We start from the raw sequence: 17,798 nt of genomic DNA, 5'->3' as shown, positions 1-17,798 counted from the left end.
CAAATCAAAGAAAAGTGATGCGGGCAAACACGCATCGCTTTCCTTGTGTAATCATTTATCCATTGTTTAAATCTTAAGCGGCCGTGATGGCCCGGGAGTGAACCGTGGAAATGACCCATGCACAACGACTGATCCTCTCTAACCAATACAAAATGATGGCGATGCTGGAGCCGGAAAATGCCGAGCGCTATCGTCGTTATCAGACCATCATCGAGCGAGGTTACGGCTTGCAACTGCGCGAACTCGACAAAGAGTTTGGCGAGTTAACGGAAGCCACCTGCCGCCAGCTCATCGACATCATGGAAATGCACCATGCGCTGCATGTTTCCTGGTCGAACCTCAAAGAAACCCATAACCTTGGAGAGCGCCGTCTGGCATTTCTCGGCTTTGATGCGGCCACCGAAGCGCGCTATCTCGGCTATGTGCGTTTCATGGTGAACGTGGAAGGGCGCTACACCCACTTTGATTCTGGTACGCACGGCTTCAATGCGCAGACGCCGATGTGGGAAAAATACCAACGTATGCTGGCGGTGTGGCACACTTGTCCGCGTCAGTATCATCTTAGCGCGAATGAAATCGCGCAGATTCTCAATGCCTGAATAAGGAGCGACGTGTGAAGTACAGGGGTTTTCTGTTTGATTTGGACGGTACGTTGGTGGATTCATTACCTGCGGTGATCCGCGCATGGTCACTGTGGGGCGAGCGCCAGGGTATTGCGGCGGAAGAAGTCCTGAACTTCATACACGGTAAGCCGGCGATCAATTCACTTAGCCATTTTATGGCGGGTCAGTCTGAAGAGGCGATTCAGGCGGAGTTTCTCTGGCTTGAGCGTTTAGAAGCAGAAGACACGCAGGGCGTGCAAGCGATTCCGGGGGCGAAGGCGTTGCTCGCCACGCTCAATGAGCTGAACATTCCATGGGCTATTGTGACCTCAGGATCGATTCCGGTGGCTCACGCACGTCACAAAGCCGCGGGTCTACCGATGCCAGAAGTGTTCATCACCGCTGAAAACATCAAATTGGGCAAACCGAACCCGGAGCCGTATTTACTGGGTGCTGAGCGCCTTGGGCTGGCTGCAGCGGAATGCGTCGTGGTTGAAGATGCCCCCGCCGGTATCATCGCTGGCCTGGAGGCGGGCAGTGCCGTGGTGGCTGTGAATGCGCCCACCGATGCACCGCGCCTGAATGAAGTCAGCTGGCGGGTGAAAACGCTGGAACCGCTGGTGGTTTCGCGTGCAGAAAGTGGCACGTTTACGCTTTCCGCCAAAGCATGAGTGAGCGGGCCATAACGGCCCGTTTTTTATAACGGGGTATCCTGAGAAATTTCATCCAGAGACAGGCTAAAGCTCGGAATGAATATCTCAACAAAGTAATCCATTTCGGGTGAACGGCGCTGTGACAGCGTTTTCTCCAGACGTGCCTTAGCCATCAGAAACTCGTTATTCCCTGCTGACAGCTCTTCCAGACATTTCACGTAAGCGCATAGCGCGTCGGCCTGCTTCACCACCGCCTGTTCGCTCTCGCTATGCAAATGCTCGTCAATCAACGGACGGTAAGCATCCTGTAATTCTGGAGGCAACATCTCGATCAGTTTCTGCTGGGCGATCTTTTCGATCTTTTTATATTCATGGGCAATTTGCGCGTTGTAATACTTCACCGGAGTAGGCAAGTCGCCGGTCAGGACTTCGCTGGCATCGTGATACAGCGCCAGCATCGCAATACGTTCGGCGTTCAGATTGCCATTGAATTTCTTGTTCTTAATGATCGCCAGTGCATGGGCAACCATCGCCACCTGAAGACTGTGCTCAGAGACGTTTTCAGTGCGCACGTTGCGCATCAGCGGCCAGCGATTGATCAGTTTAAGACGGGAGAGGTGGGCAAAAAAATGGCTACGGGTCATAAACGGTTCCTGTTCTCACGGCGGGGAAGGAGAGCCTTCCCCGAGATGAAAACAGTATATACCCTTCATACTTCAGGTTGCATGCGTGTCAGGCTACTGACGATAACCTTGCAGGAAGCGGCCAAATTTATTGATCGCCATTTCCAGGTCATCGACACGTGGCAAGGTGACGATGCGCACGTGATCCGGCCATGGCCAGTTAAAGGCAGTACCCTGAACCAGCAGCACTTTCTCTTGTAACAGGAAATCCAGCACCATTTTCTGATCGTCAAAGATGTTGAATTTCTTTGGATCGATGCGCGGGAACATGTACAAGGCACCTTGCGGTTTCACGCAGCTGACGCCGGGAATATCGTTGATCAATTCCCAGGCACGTTGACGTTGTTCATACAAACGACCGCCAGGTGCAATAAACTCGCTGATGCTTTGATAGCCACCTAACGCCGTTTGAATCGCATGCTGAGCAGGCACGTTGGCGCACAAACGCATCGACGCCAGCATTTCCAGCCCTTCAATATAGCCCTTGGCATGTTTCTTTGGACCGTTTAACACCATCCAGCCCTGACGGAAACCCGCAACACGGTAGGTTTTAGACAGGCCATTGAAGGTCACGGTCAGCAGGTCCGGCGCCAGTGCCGCAATCGAATGGTGTTGCGATTCGTCATACAAAATCTTGTCGTAGATTTCATCAGCGAAAATGATCAGGTTGTGCTGGCGTGCAATCTCCACCACTTCCATCAGCAGTTCTTTGCTGTAAACCGCACCCGTTGGGTTGTTCGGGTTGATGATCACAATGCCACGCGTGCGCGGGGTGATCTTACTGCGGATATCATCCAAATCCGGGAACCAACCCGCAGACTCATCACACAGATAGTGCACGGCTTTTCCGCTCGACAGCGAAACGGCCGCCGTCCATAACGGATAGTCCGGCGCAGGCACCAGCATCTCGTCGCCGCTGTTCAGCAATGCTTGCATCGCTTGCACAATCAGTTCAGAAACACCGTTACCAATATAGATATCTTCGACGGTAACATCGCGCATATCTCGCGCCTGGTAGTGCTGCATAATGGCTTTACGCGCCGAATACAGCCCTTTTGAATCACAATAGCCTTGCGAACTCGGCAGGTTGCGAATCACGTCTACCAGAATTTCATCAGGCGCCTCGAAACCAAACGGGGCTGGGTTGCCGATGTTCAGTTTGAGAACTTTATTGCCTTCTTCTTCCAGACGTTTAGCTTCTTTCAGTACCGGACCGCGGATGTCATAACAGACATTTTCCAGCTTGCCGGATTTATCAATTTGAAAATTCATTATTACCGCCTTAACGGGCAGAGTCCTTTAACCTGCCACCAAAAACAAACCCGACCAATTTACTCCTCTCAATGTAACAAAAGAAGGGCGGCTTTAGGTTTTGGCGCGTTTGCCAATGATTCCCGCCGTGGGTGGCTTAAAACGCAATGTCCGAGGGTTAATCTGGTTGATAACTCCAGTTGTGTTCATTGTGGTAATATAAAATGCTGCCCTCCAGAGGGAACACTGTAAAGTCTCTAATCCATAGGTACTGGAGGTCATTAAGAAATTTTTTATTTACATCCTGCATAAAAAATCATTAGCGACCTGATGAAATAGTTAAAGGAATCTTGTTGGATGTCGAAGAAGTGTACAGAGGGTTTGCAGCCATGGCTGGTGCCAGCAAATGTCACGCATTCTTATTCAGTTTAAGGCGACAGCATTAAGCGCTGTGAAGTGACCTCTTATGGTAACAACCGCGGCTTAAATAGCATTTACACTGTAACTTTAACGCTGCTGCTGTAGTTTAAGAACCTGGGGGGGTTAAAAAATGAGCAGCGTTGTGGCAGGATGTGGCGGAAAAGGGATTTGGTCAAAAAATGCGATGATTTGATCAAAAACATTTCCCTTTAAAGCGTAAAAATGATTAAGTATAATTTATTATTTGATGCACTTTACCGCTTCGCATCAGCATAACATGATGTTATCTCTTTTTGACCCGCAGGTCGTTTTCGCGGGAAACTAGACAACTACGCAGCTTCCAGCACCTGTGCGACATACGTCTTCGGACCCGAAGTTGTTCTGTCTTATATAGACGGCGCGCCTCTGATTACAGAGTGACGTATCCGTCAGCATCCGCCTGACACGATTTTTTCATGACAGCTCCACACAGGGCTGTCATTAAGCACCATTACCTCTTATCTATTTGATAAGTAGGGTAATACACCAGGGTAGTAGTTTTAAAAAATCTTATAAGTGAAGAAAAAACATGACTAATGCAAATCGTCCGATACTCAATCTCGACCTCGATCTGCTGCGTACCTTCGTTGCTGTTGCTGACTTGAATACTTTTGCGGCGGCGGCTGCGGCAGTATGCAGAACGCAATCCGCAGTAAGTCAGCAGATGCAGCGTCTGGAACAATTGGTAGGTAAAGAGCTGTTTGCCAGACATGGACGTAATAAACTGTTGACGGAGCATGGCATCCAGTTGCTCGGCTATGCCAGAAAGATCCTGCGTTTCAATGACGAAGCCTGCACTTCTTTAATGTACAGCAACATCCAGGGCGTACTGACTATTGGCGCCTCCGATGACACTTCCGATACCATTCTGCCGTTCCTGCTTAATCGCGTAACGTCGGTATATCCGAAGCTGGCCATTGACGTGCGCGTTAAACGCAACCCGTTCATGATGGAAATGTTGAATCAGGGTGAGGTTGATCTGGTTGTCACCACGTCCAGTCCTGGTAATTTCACCTATCAGGTCCTGCGTACCTCACCGACGCTTTGGTACTGTGCTGCGGATTACATCTTCCAGCGCGGTGAAGCCATTCCATTGGTGCTGCTGGATGAGCCTAGCCCGTACCGTGACATGGCAATCGATCACCTGAATGAAGCCGGTATCCCATGGCGCATTTCGTATGTTGCATCAACGCTGGCAGCAGTGCGTGCGGCAGTGAAAGCGGGTCTGGGTGTCACAGCACGTCCGGTTGAGATGATGAGCCCAGAGCTGCGTGTGATGGGTGCAGCAGAGGGTCTGCCGGTATTGCCGGATACTCAGTACCTGCTGTGTCGCAATCCAGACAGTGATAATGAGTTGGCGCTGGCGATCTTCAACGCGATGCAGTCGACCAACGATCCTTACAATCTGACGGCAAATCCAGATGGCACTCTGCTGCTGGATGACGAAGAGTAAGGTCAGCAATAGCCGGTTATTCCTTCGCATTGGAATAGCGGGTAATTGTTAAAACTTATTAAAATGAGCCTTAGACTGATAAACATCAGCTAAGGCTTTTTTTATGCATTTTATCTCACCCTTTCTGACGTGATTCACGATCAATAATTTTCCTGCCTTCCTGAAAAATGGAAGTTGTTCCATTTTTGCTCAAAGTGGAACTTCTTTATCATTCCGTGCCATCTTTCCCTGGGCATTTGCCAATGCCGATCGCCGCTTTTTACAGCAAAAAACACCATTATGTGTCCTGGATCAAAAAAATACCCCCTATAAGGGGGGGGAAATCCCCGTAAGACCTGTCAAAATATGATTGTTAAATGCACGATCCATGCATGTGAATACCCGCTACACTAAAATTAACCTCACAAACTGAAGCGATTTAGCTGGTATCATGGGGTTCGTTTGTTAATAATATGCTACGGGTGTTAATTAATGTTTGGATGCTTTTGTCAAAGTTGACAAAAGGTTATAGAAAGGAGTAAAAAACCCCATAAAAGTGCTGCTTATTTGATAATGACAGCATAGTTTACAAGGTTTTTTATCCTTCCCTTGAATTCATGTGGTGTGTTTGCTGCAACAGTGCAGGATGCCAGCGCCACTTTTGATGAGTAAGCAAAGAGTATGTCGACAACCACAGAAGTGATCGCTCATCACTGGGCGTTTATTGTTTTTATTGTTATTGCATTTGGCCTGTGTGCCTTCATGTTGACCGGCGGTTGGTTATTGGGTGGACGTGCGCGGGCACGCCATAAAGATACCCCGTTTGAATCGGGTATCGAATCCGTCGGTGATACTCATATTCGCCTCTCCGCTAAATTCTATCTGGTTGCGATGTTCTTCGTTATTTTCGACGTCGAAGCCCTCTATTTATACGCATGGTCGACTTCAATCCGTGAAAGCGGTTGGGTTGGCTTTGTCGAAGCCGCAATTTTCATTTTGGTGCTATTGGCAGGCCTGGTTTATCTGGTGCGCATCGGTGCGCTGGATTGGACTCCTGCGCGTCGTCGCGTAGTGGTCAAATCAATCCCGGTCAGCCACAACCACACCAACCCTCATAAGCAGTAAAAGCGAGGCAATAAGATGGACTACACGCTGACACGCGTAGACCCGAACGGCGGCGGTGATAACGATCGTTATCCTCTGCAGAAACAGGAGATTGTTACCGATCCCCTGGAGCAGCACGTTCATCGCAGCGTCTACATGGGCAAGCTCGAGCACGCCCTGCATGACATGGTGAACTGGGGTCGTAAAAACTCTCTGTGGCCGTATAACTTCGGTCTTTCCTGTTGCTACGTGGAAATGACCACGTCATTCACTGCGGTGCATGACGTGGCGCGTTTTGGTGCGGAAGTCATGCGTGCCTCCCCACGTCAGGCTGACTTTATGGTGATCGCCGGTACGCCGTTTACCAAGATGGCGCCGGTTATTCAGCGTTTGTATGACCAAATGCTGGAGCCAAAATGGGTGATCTCCATGGGTGCCTGCGCTAACTCGGGCGGCATGTACGACATCTATTCAGTGGTGCAGGGCGTGGATAAATTCCTGCCGGTTGACGTGTATATTCCAGGCTGCCCACCGCGTCCTGAAGCCTACATGCAGGCGCTGCTGCTGCTGCGTGAGTCCATCGGTAAAGAGCGCCGTCCACTGTCGTGGGTGGTGGGTGATCAGGGCGTTTATCGCGCCAATATGCAGCCAGAGCGTGAGAGAAAACGCGGCGAGCGTATTGCCGTCACTAACCTGAGAACGCCAGACGAAGTCTAAGCTTCCCGTACACGGATGGCACAACGGCCGCAGCAGAACATCACAATTTAATGCGCGCCGCCATCCTGACGCCTTCTTTTAGCGCCTGATTACAGGCCGGAATGGTGAGTAACGTATGACAGATTTAACCACGCAAGATCTCGCTCAGCCTTCATGGCAAACCCGCGACCACCTGGACGATCCAGTGGTCGGCGAGCTGCGTAACCGTTTTGGGCCGGATGCTTTTACCGTTCAGGCCACCCGCACCGGGATTCCGGTCGTCTGGGTGAAGCGTGAACAGTTACTGGAAATTGTCGAATTCCTGCGTAAGCTGCCGAAACCGTACGTCATGTTGTATGACCTGCACGGTTTCGATGAGCGTTTACGTACCAACCGCGCCGGTTTACCTGCCGCGGATTTTTCCGTTTTCTATCACCTGCTGTCGATTGAACGCAACCGCGACATCATGCTCAAGGTGGCGCTGTCTGAAAACGATCTGAATGTGCCCACCATCACCAAAATCTTCGCCAATGCCAACTGGTATGAGCGCGAAACCTGGGAGATGTTTGGTATCACGTTCCAGGGGCACCCGCACCTGACGCGCATCATGATGCCGCAGACCTGGGAAGGCCATCCGCTGCGTAAAGATTACCCGGCGCGTGCCACTGAATTCGATCCGTTCGAACTGACTAAGCAGAAAGAAGATCTGGAGATGGAGGCGCTGACCTTCAAGCCCGAAGATTGGGGCATGAAGCGCAGCACCACCAATGAGGACTTCATGTTCCTCAACCTCGGTCCGAACCACCCATCAGCACACGGTGCCTTCCGTATCATCCTGCAGTTGGATGGTGAAGAGATCGTCGACTGCGTACCAGATGTCGGCTACCACCACCGTGGTGCTGAGAAGATGGGCGAGCGTCAATCCTGGCACAGTTACATTCCGTACACCGACCGTATCGAGTACCTCGGCGGCTGCGTGAACGAAATGCCTTACGTGCTGGCGGTGGAAAAATTAGCCGGTATCACTGTGCCCGATCGCGTCAACGTGATCCGCGTGATGCTGTCTGAACTGTTCCGTATCAACAGCCACCTGCTGTACATCTCCACCTTTATCCAGGACGTCGGCGCGATGACGCCGGTGTTCTTCGCCTTTACCGACCGTCAGAAAATTTATGACGTAGTGGAAGCGATTACCGGTTTCCGTATGCACCCGGCGTGGTTCCGCATCGGTGGCGTAGCGCATGACCTGCCGAAAGGCTGGGAACGTTTGCTGCGTGACTTCCTCGACTGGATGCCAAAGCGTCTGAGAGAGTATGACAAAGCCGCCCTGCGTAACACCGTACTGATTGGCCGTTCAAAAGGCGTTGCCGCCTACAACATGGATGAAGCGCTGGCATGGGGTACCACCGGTGCTGGCCTGCGTGCCACCGGCCTCGACTTTGATGTGCGTAAATGGCGTCCCTATTCAGGCTATGAAAACTTCGACTTTGAGATCCCGGTTGGTGCTGGCATCAGTGATGCTTACACCCGTGTTCAGCTCAAAATGGAAGAGATGTGGCAGTCACTGCGCATTCTTGAACAGTGCCTGAACAACATGCCGGAAGGCCCGTTCAAGGCGGATCACCCGCTGACCACGCCGCCACCGAAAGAGCGCACGCTGCAGCACATTGAAACCCTGATCACTCACTTCCTGCAGGTGTCGTGGGGCCCGGTGATGCCGGCCAACGAATCCTTCCAGATGATTGAAGCGACCAAAGGGATCAACAGCTACTACCTGACCAGCGATGGCAGCACCATGAGCTACCGCACCCGTGTGCGTACGCCAAGCTTCCCGCACCTGCAGCAGATCCCATCGGTGATCCGCGGCAGCCTGGTATCCGACTTGATCGTGTACCTCGGTAGTATCGATTTTGTTATGTCAGACGTGGACCGCTAATTATGCACGATCAAAAAATTGCCATTCACACTATCGACCCTGATGAGGTCTTTGTGCTGAGCGAGACCGAGCACCACGCTATCGAGCACGAAAAACACCATTATGAAGATGCGCGCGCCGCCTCAATTGAAGCGTTGAAGATCGTGCAGAAGCAGCGTGGCTGGGTGCCAGATGGTGCTATCGGTGCCATTGCTGATGTTCTCGGCATTCCAGCCAGTGACGTGGAAGGTGTGGCAACGTTCTATAGCCAGATCTACCGCACGCCGGTGGGACGCCACGTCATTCGTTACTGCGACAGCGTGGTGTGCCACATCACCGGTTTCCAGGGTATTCAGGCGGCACTCGAGCAGAATCTGAACATCAAGCCAGGCCAGACCACCACTGACGGCCGCTTTACGCTGCTGCCAACCTGTTGTCTGGGCAACTGCGATAAAGGCCCAACCATGATGGTGGATGAAGATACCCATGTTCATCTGACGCCGGAAGGCATCGCCAACCTGCTGGAGCAGTATCAATGACCATTAAACAGATCATTCGTACTGCGGAAACCCATCCACTGACCTGGCGTCTGCGTGACGACAAGCAGCCGGTTTGGATCGATGAATATCGCAGTAAAAACGGCTACGTCGGTGCTGATAAAGCATTGAAAGGCATGAGCCAGGACGACATCGTCGCCTTAGTTAAAGACTCCGGTCTGAAAGGGCGCGGTGGTGCAGGCTTTAACACCGGCCTGAAGTGGAGCCTGATGCCGAAAGACGAATCCATGAACATCCGTTACCTGCTGTGTAACGCCGATGAGATGGAGCCGGGCACCTATAAAGACCGCTTGCTGATGGAGCAGATGCCGCATCAGCTGGTGGAAGGCATGCTGATCAGTGCGTTCGCGCTGAAAGCCTACCGTGGCTACATCTTCCTGCGTGGCGAGTATATCGAAGCGGCGGTGCATCTGCGCCGTGCGATTGCAGAAGCCACCGAAGCGGGCTATCTCGGTAAAAATATTCTTGGCAGCGGTTTCGACTTTGAGCTGATCGTCCACACCGGCGCAGGTCGTTATATCTGTGGCGAAGAGACTGCACTGATCAACTCACTGGAAGGCCGCCGCGCGAACCCGCGTTCTAAGCCGCCATTCCCGGCGAGTGCTGGCGTGTGGGGCAAGCCAACCTGCGTGAACAACGTGGAAACTTTGTCCAACGTGCCCGCCATCCTTCTTAACGGCGTTGACTGGTACAAAAACATCTCTACCAGCGAAGACACCGGCACCAAGATGATGGGCTTCTCCGGCCGCGTGAAAAATCCTGGCGTGTGGGAACTGCCGTTTGGCACCACCGCACGTGAGATTCTGGAAGATTATGCCGGTGGCATGCGCGATGGCTTAAAGTTCAAAGCCTGGCAGCCGGGCGGTGCAGGTACCGACTTCCTGACCGATCAGCATCTTGATCTGCCAATGGAATTTGCCAGCATCGGTAAAGCGGGCAGTCGTTTAGGCACGGCACTGGCGATGGCGGTCGATCATGAAATCGGCATGGTTTCGCTGGTGCGTAATCTGGAAGAGTTTTTTGCGCGCGAGTCCTGTGGCTGGTGTACGCCATGCCGTGACGGCTTGCCATGGAGCGTGAAGATCCTGCGTGCGCTGGAGCAGAAAAAAGGCCAGCCGGGTGATATCGAAACCCTGCTGCAGCTTTGCCGCCAGCTCGGCCCAGGTAAAACCTTCTGTGCCCACGCACCGGGTGCCGTTGAGCCATTGCAGAGCGCGATTAAATATTTCCGTGAAGAGTTTGAAGCCGGCATTGCGCCGCAGGTGTTTGGCAATACCCGATCGATCGGTGGTATTCAGCCCAACCTGCTGAAAGCGCGCTGGTAATCAGCCGCCGTACACGGAATTCACCCTGAGCCGACACGGCTTGGGGGACAGAATTAGATGTTTAACGCTCGTCTTAGGGCGAGCCTTACGGAAGCATGTTCACTATGGCTACAATCCATGTAGACGGTAAAGAATATGATGTGAACGGAGCGGACAACCTGTTGCAGGCGTGTCTCTCTCTGGGCCTTGATATTCCTTATTTTTGCTGGCATCCGGCGCTGGGAAGCGTGGGAGCCTGCCGCCAGTGCGCGGTGAAGCAATTCCAGAATGCCGAAGATACCCGCGGTCGCCTTGTTATGTCATGCATGACACCGGCGTCGGACGGCACCTTTATTTCCATCGACGATGGCGAGGCCAAAGAGTTTCGTGAAAGCGTGGTGGAATGGCTGATGACCAACCATCCGCATGACTGTCCGGTGTGCGAAGAGGGCGGTAACTGCCACCTGCAAGATATGACGGTGATGACGGGCCACAGCTTCCGTCGTTATCGTTTCACCAAACGTACGCACCAGAATCAGGATCTTGGCCCGTTCATTTCCCATGAAATGAACCGCTGCATCGCCTGTTATCGCTGCGTGCGTTACTACAAAGATTATGCCGACGGCAAAGATCTTGGCGTTTACGGTGCGCATGACAACGTCTACTTCGGTCGCCCGGAAGATGGCACGCTGGAGAGCGAATTCTCCGGCAACCTGGTCGAAATCTGCCCGACCGGCGTGTTCACCGATAAAACCCACTCCGAACGCTACAACCGTAAATGGGATATGCAGTTCGCACCGAGCATCTGCCAGCAGTGCAGCGTGGGCTGTAACACCAGCCCAGGCGAGCGTTATGGTGAACTGCGCCGTATCGAAAACCGTTACAACGGTACCGTGAACCACTACTTCCTGTGTGACCGCGGCCGTTTCGGTTATGGCTATGTAAACCTTAAAGATCGCCCACGTCATCCGGTACAGAAGCGCGGCAACGATTGGGTCAGCCTGAATGCTGAACAAGCGGTGAATGCGGCGGCTGACGTGCTGCGCCAGGCGAAGCGCGTGATCGGCATTGGCTCACCGCGTGCCAGCATTGAAAGCAACTTTGCGCTGCGTGAATTAGTCGGCGCGGAAAACTTCTCAACCGGTATGCCCGCCGCTGAGCAAGCACGTGTTGAATTGATGCTGAAAGTGCTGCAGGAAGGCGGTATTTATACGCCATCGCTGCGCGAAATGGAAAGCTACGATGCGGTACTGGTGCTGGGTGAAGATCTTACTCAGGTCGGCGCACGTGTCGCGCTGTCTGTGCGTCAGGCTGTAAAAGGTAAAGCACGTGAAATGGCAGCGGCACAAAAAGTGGCTGACTGGCAGATCGCGGCGATCCTTAACATTGGTCAGCACGCCAAACATCCGCTGTTCGTCACCAACGTCGATGAAACCCGTCTCGATGATATCGCTGCGTGGAGCTATCGCGCACCGGTGGAAGATCAGGCGCGTCTTGGTTTCGCCATCGCTAACGCCCTGGATGAAACGGCGCCTGCCGTGAACGGCTTCGACAGCAAACTGAACGGTAAGCTGGATGTGGTGGTACAGGCATTAGCCGGTGCTAAAAAACCGCTGATCATTTCCGGTACCCACTCTGGCAGCATCGCGATGATTGAAGCGGCAGCCAACGTGGCGAAAGCGCTAAAAGGTCGCGGTGCTGATGTCGGCATCACCTTCCTTGCCGGCGCAGCCAACAGCTTTGGTCTTGGCCTGATGGGCGGACACTCGCTGGATAGCGCGCTGGAGCAGCTGGATAAAGGTGAAGCGGAAGCGCTGGTGGTGCTGGAAAACGATCTCTATCGTCACGCACCAAAAGCCACCGTTGATGCGGCACTGCACAACACCGCACACGTGATTGTGGTTGATCACCAACGTACCGCCACGCTGGAAAAAGCGGGTCTGGTGCTCTCCACGGCGAGCTTCGCTGAGAGCGATGGCACCTCAATCAACCAGGAAGGCCGCGCACAGCGTTTCTTCCAGGTTTACGATCCGGCTTACTACGACAACAGCATTGTGATGCTGGAAAGCTGGCGCTGGCTGCACTCGCTGCATAGCACCGTTGAAAGCCGCCAGATCGACTGGACGCTGCTGGATCACGTGATCGATGCCACCGTTGCGGCGCTGCCACAGCTGAAAGGCATCAAAGATGCGGCACCAGATGCCAGCTTCCGTATTCGTGGTCAGAAACTGGCGCGTTCACCGCATCGTAACAGTGGCCGTACTGCGATGCGTGCCAACATCAGCGTGCACGAACCGCGTCAGCCACAGGATAACGACACCATGTTTGCCTTCTCGATGGAAGGTAACAACCAGCCAGGTGCACCGCGTTCGCAGATTCCTTTTGCCTGGGCGCCAGGCTGGAACTCCCCGCAGGCATGGAACAAGTTCCAGGCTGAAGTGGGTGGTAAGCTTAAATTCGGCGATCCAGGTGTACGTCTGTTTGAAACCGGTGAAGGTTCACTGCCATGGTTCACCACCGTGCCAGAAAGCTTTGTTGAAGGCAGCCAATATCGCGTCGCCCCTTACTACCAACTGTTTGGTAGCGAAGAGATGACTCAGCGTTCGCCGACGTTCCAGAAGCGTATGTCGCCTGCCACGCTGGTGATTAACCCGGCGGATGCGGAAAAACTGGGCGTGAATAACGGGTCTGCAGTTGAACTGGTCTGTGCCGGTGAAACGCTGCGTCTGCCAGTGCGCTTCTCAACTTCCCTGCAAGCAGGGCAGGTGGGTCTGCCGCTGGGAATGCCGGGTGTGCCGCCATTCCTCTCAGGTGCGCAAATTGACAAATTGCAGGAGGCCGTGCAATGAGCTGGCTGACACCGGACGTTATCGACATCCTCCTCCAGATCCTCAAAACGATCGTCATTTTGCTGGTCGTAGTGGGTTGTGGTGCCTTCATGAGTTTCGCCGAGCGTCGTCTGCTTGGCTTATGGCAGAACCGTTACGGTCCAAACCGCGTCGGCTGGGGCGGATCGCTGCAGCTCGCGGCGGACATGATCAAAATGTTCTTTAAAGAGGACTGGGTTCCGCCGTTTACCGATCGCTTCATCTTTACCCTGGCGCCAGTGATTGCCTTTGTTTCGCTGCTGCTGGCCTTTGCCATCGTGCCGGTTTCACCGACCTGGATGGTCACAGACCTGAATATCGGTCTGCTGTTCTTCCTGATGATGGCCGGTCTGGCGGTTTACGCCGTGCTGTTCGCCGGTTGGTCGAGTAACAACAAATACTCGCTGCTGGGTGCGATGCGTGCTTCGGCGCAGACCCTGAGCTACGAAGTGTTCCTTGGCCTGTCGCTGATGGGTGTGGTGGCGCAAGCCGGCTCATTCAACATGAATGCCATCGTCGAGAGCCAGACGCACTTGTGGAACATCATTCCGCAGTTCTTCGGTTTCGTGACCTTCTGTATCGCGGGTGTTGCGGTATGTCACCGCCATCCGTTTGACCAGCCAGAAGCGGAACAGGAACTGGCCGATGGTTACCACATCGAATATGCCGGTATGAAGTTCGGTCTGTTCTTCGTAGGTGAATATGTGGCCATCACCACCGTTTCAGCGCTGATTGTGACGCTGTTCTTCGGTGGCTGGCACGGTCCATTCCTGCCGCCATTCATCTGGTTCGCCTTGAAAACGGCGTTCTTTATGGTGATGTTTATCCTGATTCGTGCTGCGCTGCCGCGTCCACGTTACGACCAGGTGCTGTCGTTCGGCTGGAAAGTATGTCTGCCGTTGACGTTATTGAACCTGCTGGCGACCGCCGCAGTGATTCTGTACAGCGCGCAGTAAGGGGTTTTGAGATGACTTTAAAAGATATTGTCGTTGGCTTCGGCACGACAGTGCGCAGTATCTGGATGATAGGCATGCATGCCTTCGCCAAGCGCGAAACCCAGATGTATCCAGAAGAGCCGGTTTACCTGCCGCCGCGCTATCGTGGCCGTATCGTGTTAACGCGCGATCCGGACGGCGAAGAGCGCTGCGTTGCCTGTAACCTGTGTGCGGTAGCTTGCCCAGTGGGTTGTATCTCGCTGCAGAAAGCCGAAACCAAAGATGGCCGTTGGTATCCGGAATTTTTCCGCATCAACTTCTCGCGCTGCATCTTCTGCGGTCTGTGCGAAGAAGCCTGCCCGACCACGGCGATTCAGCTGACCCCCGATTTCGAGCTGGGTGAGTTCAAGCGTCAGGATCTGGTGTACGAGAAGCAGGACCTGCTGATTTCCGGTCCGGGTAAATATCCGGAGTACAACTTCTATCGCATGGCGGGTATGGCGATCGACGGGAAAGAGAAAGGCGAAGCGGAAAACGAAGCCAAGCCAATCGACGTCAAAAGCTTGTTACCTTAAGGAGCCGGGTATGGAATTTGCGTTTTATCTTTGCGGACTGGTGGCGGTGCTGACGACATTGCGCGTCATCACCCACACCAATCCGGTACATGCGCTGCTGTACCTGATTGTCTCACTGCTCTCTATTGCGGGCGTGTTCTTCTCGATGGGTGCTTACTTCGCCGGTGCGCTGGAAATCATCGTCTACGCGGGTGCCATTATGGTGCTGTTCGTGTTCGTGGTGATGATGCTGAACCTGGGCAAAACCCAGCAGGACCAGGAACGCGAGTGGCTGAAGCCATCGCTGTGGATTGGTCCTGGCATCGTGTCACTGCTGCTGCTGGCGGTGATGATTTACGCTATCAGCACCGCACACGATCAGGGTATTGATGGCACCGTCATTGATGCTAAAGCGGTGGGTATCAGCCTGTTTGGTCCTTACGTTCTGGCGGTTGAATTGGCGTCGATGCTGCTGCTGGCCGGTCTGGTAGTGGCCTTCCATATCGGACGTGAAGAGCGTCAGGGCGAAGTGCTGAGCAATCGCCATGCTGATGCACATGCGAATAAGGAGGATCACGCATGATCCCGTTACAACACGGCCTGATGTTGGCTGCTGTGCTGTTTGTTCTCGGCCTGACCTCGCTGGTGCTGCGCCGCAATCTGCTGTTTATGCTGATTGGTCTGGAGATCATGATCAACGCCGCCGCGCTCGCGTTAGTGGTAGCAGGCAGCTATTGGGGACAAGCTGACGGCCAGGTGATGTACATTCTGGCGATCAGCCTCGCGGCGGCGGAAGCCAGTATTGGCCTGGCCTTGCTGCTCCAGCTCTATCGTCGTCGTCAGACGCTGAACATTGACACAGTGAGCGAGATGCGCGGATGAATCTTCTCTATTTAACCGTATTATTTCCGCTAATTGGCTTCCTGCTATTGGCGTTTTCCCGTGGTCGCTGGTCGGAGAACCTGTCGGCAGCGGTGGGGATGGGATCGGTAGGTCTGGCGGCATTGACCACCGTTTTCGTCGGTATGGATTTCTTCAGCAACGGTCAGCAACCTTTTACTCAGGCGCTGTGGACCTGGATGCAGGTCGGCCACTTTGATATCAAAGTGAACCTGGTGCTGGATGGCTTGTCGCTGACCATGCTCTCAGTGGTGACCGGCGTCGGCTTCTTCATCCACATGTTCGCTTCGTGGTACATGCGTGGTGAAGAGGGCTATTCACGCTTCTTCGCTTACACCAACCTGTTCATCGCGAGCATGGTGGTGCTGGTGCTGGCCGACAACCTGATGCTGATGTATCTCGGTTGGGAAGGCGTGGGCCTGTGCTCTTATCTGCTGATTGGCTTCTACTACAGCAATCCAGAGAACGGCAAAGCGGCGATGAAAGCGTTCATCATTACCCGTGTGGGTGATGTGTTCCTGGCATTCGCGCTGTTCATTCTCTACAACGAACTGGGTACGCTGAACTTCCGCGAGTTGGTGGAGTTGGCGCCGGCGCACTTCGCGGCTGACAACCACATGCTGCAGTGGGCGACCCTTTTGCTGTTGGGTGGTGCGGTCGGTAAATCTGCACAGCTCCCTCTGCAAACCTGGCTGGCCGATGCGATGGCCGGTCCTACGCCGGTATCGGCACTGATCCACGCCGCCACCATGGTGACCGCGGGTGTCTACCTGATTGCGCGTACCCATGGCTTGTTCCTGTTAACGCCAGAAGTGCTGCATCTGGTGGGAATCATCGGTGCGATTACGCTGGTGCTGGCAGGTTTTGCCGCTCTGGTGCAGACCGATATCAAACGCGTGCTGGCTTACTCCACCATGAGTCAGATCGGCTACATGTTCCTGGCGCTGGGCGTTCAGGCATGGGACGCGGCGATTTTCCACCTGATGACGCACGCTTTCTTTAAAGCACTGCTATTCCTTTCTTCCGGTTCGGTCATTCTGGCCTGCCACCACGAGCAGAACATCTTCAAAATGGGCGGCCTGCGTAAGAGCATCCCACTGGTGTATACCTGCTTCCTGGTCGGTGGCGCAGCGCTGGCGGCACTGCCGCTGATTACCGCAGGTTTCTACAGTAAGGATGAAATCCTGTTCGGTGCGCTGGCAAATGGTCACATCAATCTGATGGTGGCCGGTCTGGTCGGTGCATTCCTGACCTCGATCTACACCTTCCGCATGATCTTCATCGTGTTCCACGGCGAAGAGAAAATTCATGCGCACGCGGGCAAAGGCATCACTCACCATCTGCCGCTGATTGTTCTGTTAGTACTCTCCACCTTCGTTGGCGCCATGATTACGCCACCGCTGGCGGGTGTGCTGCCGCAGAATGAGTTCGGTGAAGGCGGTAAAGTGGCGCTGGAAATCACCTCAGGCGTAGTCGCGATTGTCGGCATCCTGATTGCTGCTGCCCTATGGCTCGGCAAACGCCAGCTGGTCACGAGTGTCGCCAACAGCGCGCCGGGTCGCTTCTTCGGCACCTGGTGGTTTGCGGCATGGGGCTTCGACTGGCTGTATGACAAGGTGTTCGTGAAACCTTATCTCGGCATTGCCTGGCTGCTGAAGCGCGATCCGCTTAACTCACTGATGAACCTGCCTGCGCTGCTGTCGCGCATCGGTAATAAAGGCCTGGTGGTGAGCGAGAACGGTTACCTGCGCTGGTATGTGGCTTCCATGAGTGTCGGTGCCGTGGTGGTGCTGGCGCTGATGCTGGTGATTTAAAGATTGATGAGCGGGGCGGGTTCGCTCGCCCAATTAGAATGTCAAAAATTGCCTGAAGTAAGGCAATAAAAA

At 53.7% G+C, this 17,798-nt stretch carries 16 protein-coding genes; 14 read left to right on the top strand and 2 right to left on the bottom strand.

The window, feature by feature from the left end; translation table 11 throughout:
* Positions 1-104: 104 nt before the first annotated feature.
* Together LBW88_RS08130 and LBW88_RS08125 are read left to right on the top strand one after the other, a co-directional pair.
* Complete coding sequence (locus LBW88_RS08130; RefSeq protein WP_224931023.1) at positions 105-599, top strand: YfbU family protein; 495 nt, start codon at positions 105-107, stop codon at positions 597-599.
* Between the two features lie 14 nt (positions 600-613).
* Entirely contained in the window at positions 614-1,273 is a 660-nt protein-coding gene (locus LBW88_RS08125) for a sugar phosphatase (protein ID WP_224931026.1), read from the top strand.
* A gap of 26 nt (positions 1,274-1,299) precedes the next feature.
* Here the strand turns inward: LBW88_RS08125 and yfbR are convergent, their stop codons facing one another.
* Positions 1,300-1,899, bottom strand: a complete 600-nt coding sequence (yfbR, locus tag LBW88_RS08120) for a 5'-deoxynucleotidase (RefSeq protein WP_224931028.1) — start codon at positions 1,897-1,899, stop codon at positions 1,300-1,302.
* Between the two features lie 93 nt (positions 1,900-1,992).
* Positions 1,993-3,210 carry a pyridoxal phosphate-dependent aminotransferase gene (locus LBW88_RS08115; RefSeq protein WP_034825078.1) on the bottom strand — a complete coding sequence of 406 codons (1,218 nt, stop codon included), beginning with the start codon at positions 3,208-3,210 and terminating at the stop codon, positions 1,993-1,995.
* A gap of 967 nt (positions 3,211-4,177) precedes the next feature.
* On the opposite strand from LBW88_RS08115, the gene lrhA reads away from it, so the two are divergent.
* From lrhA to nuoL, 12 genes are all read left to right on the top strand, one after another.
* Positions 4,178-5,101, top strand: a complete 924-nt coding sequence (gene lrhA / locus LBW88_RS08110) for a transcriptional regulator LrhA (RefSeq protein ID WP_224931031.1) — start codon at positions 4,178-4,180, stop codon at positions 5,099-5,101.
* A gap of 660 nt (positions 5,102-5,761) precedes the next feature.
* Entirely contained in the window at positions 5,762-6,205 is a 444-nt protein-coding gene (locus LBW88_RS08105) for an NADH-quinone oxidoreductase subunit A (protein WP_224931032.1), read from the top strand.
* 15 nt (positions 6,206-6,220) lie between these two features.
* Complete coding sequence (locus tag LBW88_RS08100; protein WP_007889318.1) at positions 6,221-6,901, top strand: NuoB/complex I 20 kDa subunit family protein; 681 nt, start codon at positions 6,221-6,223, stop codon at positions 6,899-6,901.
* 115 nt (positions 6,902-7,016) lie between these two features.
* Positions 7,017-8,816 (top strand): NADH-quinone oxidoreductase subunit C/D, encoded by a 1,800-nt coding sequence (gene nuoC, locus LBW88_RS08095; RefSeq protein WP_224931035.1) that lies wholly within the window; start codon positions 7,017-7,019, stop codon positions 8,814-8,816.
* A 2-nt stretch (positions 8,817-8,818) separates the two neighbouring features.
* Positions 8,819-9,334 (top strand): NADH-quinone oxidoreductase subunit NuoE, encoded by a 516-nt coding sequence (gene nuoE, locus LBW88_RS08090; protein WP_224931038.1) that lies wholly within the window; start codon positions 8,819-8,821, stop codon positions 9,332-9,334.
* 2 nt (positions 9,335-9,336) lie between these two features.
* Positions 9,337-10,677 carry an NADH-quinone oxidoreductase subunit NuoF gene (gene nuoF, locus LBW88_RS08085; protein ID WP_224932011.1) on the top strand — a complete coding sequence of 447 codons (1,341 nt, stop codon included), beginning with the start codon at positions 9,337-9,339 and terminating at the stop codon, positions 10,675-10,677.
* A gap of 104 nt (positions 10,678-10,781) precedes the next feature.
* Positions 10,782-13,505 (top strand): NADH-quinone oxidoreductase subunit NuoG, encoded by a 2,724-nt coding sequence (gene nuoG, locus LBW88_RS08080; protein ID WP_224931040.1) that lies wholly within the window; start codon positions 10,782-10,784, stop codon positions 13,503-13,505.
* Positions 13,502-14,479, top strand: coding sequence for an NADH-quinone oxidoreductase subunit NuoH (nuoH, locus tag LBW88_RS08075; RefSeq protein ID WP_160869127.1), 978 nt, complete (start codon positions 13,502-13,504; stop codon positions 14,477-14,479). The genes nuoG and nuoH overlap by 4 nt, the downstream gene beginning before the upstream one ends.
* 11 nt (positions 14,480-14,490) lie before the next feature.
* A complete protein-coding gene (gene nuoI / locus LBW88_RS08070; RefSeq protein ID WP_084934609.1) occupies positions 14,491-15,033 on the top strand; it encodes an NADH-quinone oxidoreductase subunit NuoI in 543 nt (180 codons plus the stop codon).
* Positions 15,034-15,043: 10 nt separating this feature from the next.
* Positions 15,044-15,595, top strand: a complete 552-nt coding sequence (nuoJ, locus tag LBW88_RS08065; RefSeq protein WP_200569185.1) for an NADH-quinone oxidoreductase subunit J — start codon at positions 15,044-15,046, stop codon at positions 15,593-15,595.
* Complete coding sequence (gene nuoK / locus LBW88_RS08060; RefSeq protein ID WP_034825057.1) at positions 15,592-15,894, top strand: NADH-quinone oxidoreductase subunit NuoK; 303 nt, start codon at positions 15,592-15,594, stop codon at positions 15,892-15,894. The genes nuoJ and nuoK overlap by 4 nt, the downstream gene beginning before the upstream one ends.
* Positions 15,891-17,726, top strand: coding sequence for an NADH-quinone oxidoreductase subunit L (gene nuoL / locus LBW88_RS08055; RefSeq protein ID WP_224931043.1), 1,836 nt, complete (start codon positions 15,891-15,893; stop codon positions 17,724-17,726). Before nuoK ends, nuoL begins: the two co-directional genes overlap by 4 nt.
* The last annotated feature ends 72 nt before the right edge of the window (positions 17,727-17,798 follow it).

Source organism: Pantoea sp. alder81, from assembly GCF_020179835.1.
Taxonomy (GTDB): domain Bacteria; phylum Pseudomonadota; class Gammaproteobacteria; order Enterobacterales; family Enterobacteriaceae; genus Pantoea.
Note: the sequence above shows the minus strand (reverse complement) of the source record. Positions and strands in the feature narration are given on the sequence as shown.

Bases quoted from the DNA above. Each gene is read 5' to 3' on its own strand.
- yfbR (WP_224931028.1), bottom strand. From the start codon at position 1,899: ATGACCCGTAGCCATTTTTTTGCCCACCTCTCCCGTCTTAAACTGATC.
- LBW88_RS08115 (WP_034825078.1), bottom strand. From the start codon at position 3,210: ATGAATTTTCAAATTGATAAATCCGGCAAGCTGGAAAATGTCTGTTAT.
- lrhA (WP_224931031.1), top strand. From the start codon at position 4,178: ATGACTAATGCAAATCGTCCGATACTCAATCTCGACCTCGATCTGCTG.
- LBW88_RS08105 (WP_224931032.1), top strand. From the start codon at position 5,762: ATGTCGACAACCACAGAAGTGATCGCTCATCACTGGGCGTTTATTGTT.
- LBW88_RS08100 (WP_007889318.1), top strand. From the start codon at position 6,221: ATGGACTACACGCTGACACGCGTAGACCCGAACGGCGGCGGTGATAAC.
- nuoC (WP_224931035.1), top strand. From the start codon at position 7,017: ATGACAGATTTAACCACGCAAGATCTCGCTCAGCCTTCATGGCAAACC.
- nuoE (WP_224931038.1), top strand. From the start codon at position 8,819: ATGCACGATCAAAAAATTGCCATTCACACTATCGACCCTGATGAGGTC.
- nuoG (WP_224931040.1), top strand. From the start codon at position 10,782: ATGGCTACAATCCATGTAGACGGTAAAGAATATGATGTGAACGGAGCG.
- nuoH (WP_160869127.1), top strand. From the start codon at position 13,502: ATGAGCTGGCTGACACCGGACGTTATCGACATCCTCCTCCAGATCCTC.
- nuoI (WP_084934609.1), top strand. From the start codon at position 14,491: ATGACTTTAAAAGATATTGTCGTTGGCTTCGGCACGACAGTGCGCAGT.
- nuoJ (WP_200569185.1), top strand. From the start codon at position 15,044: ATGGAATTTGCGTTTTATCTTTGCGGACTGGTGGCGGTGCTGACGACA.
- nuoK (WP_034825057.1), top strand. From the start codon at position 15,592: ATGATCCCGTTACAACACGGCCTGATGTTGGCTGCTGTGCTGTTTGTT.
- nuoL (WP_224931043.1), top strand. From the start codon at position 15,891: ATGAATCTTCTCTATTTAACCGTATTATTTCCGCTAATTGGCTTCCTG.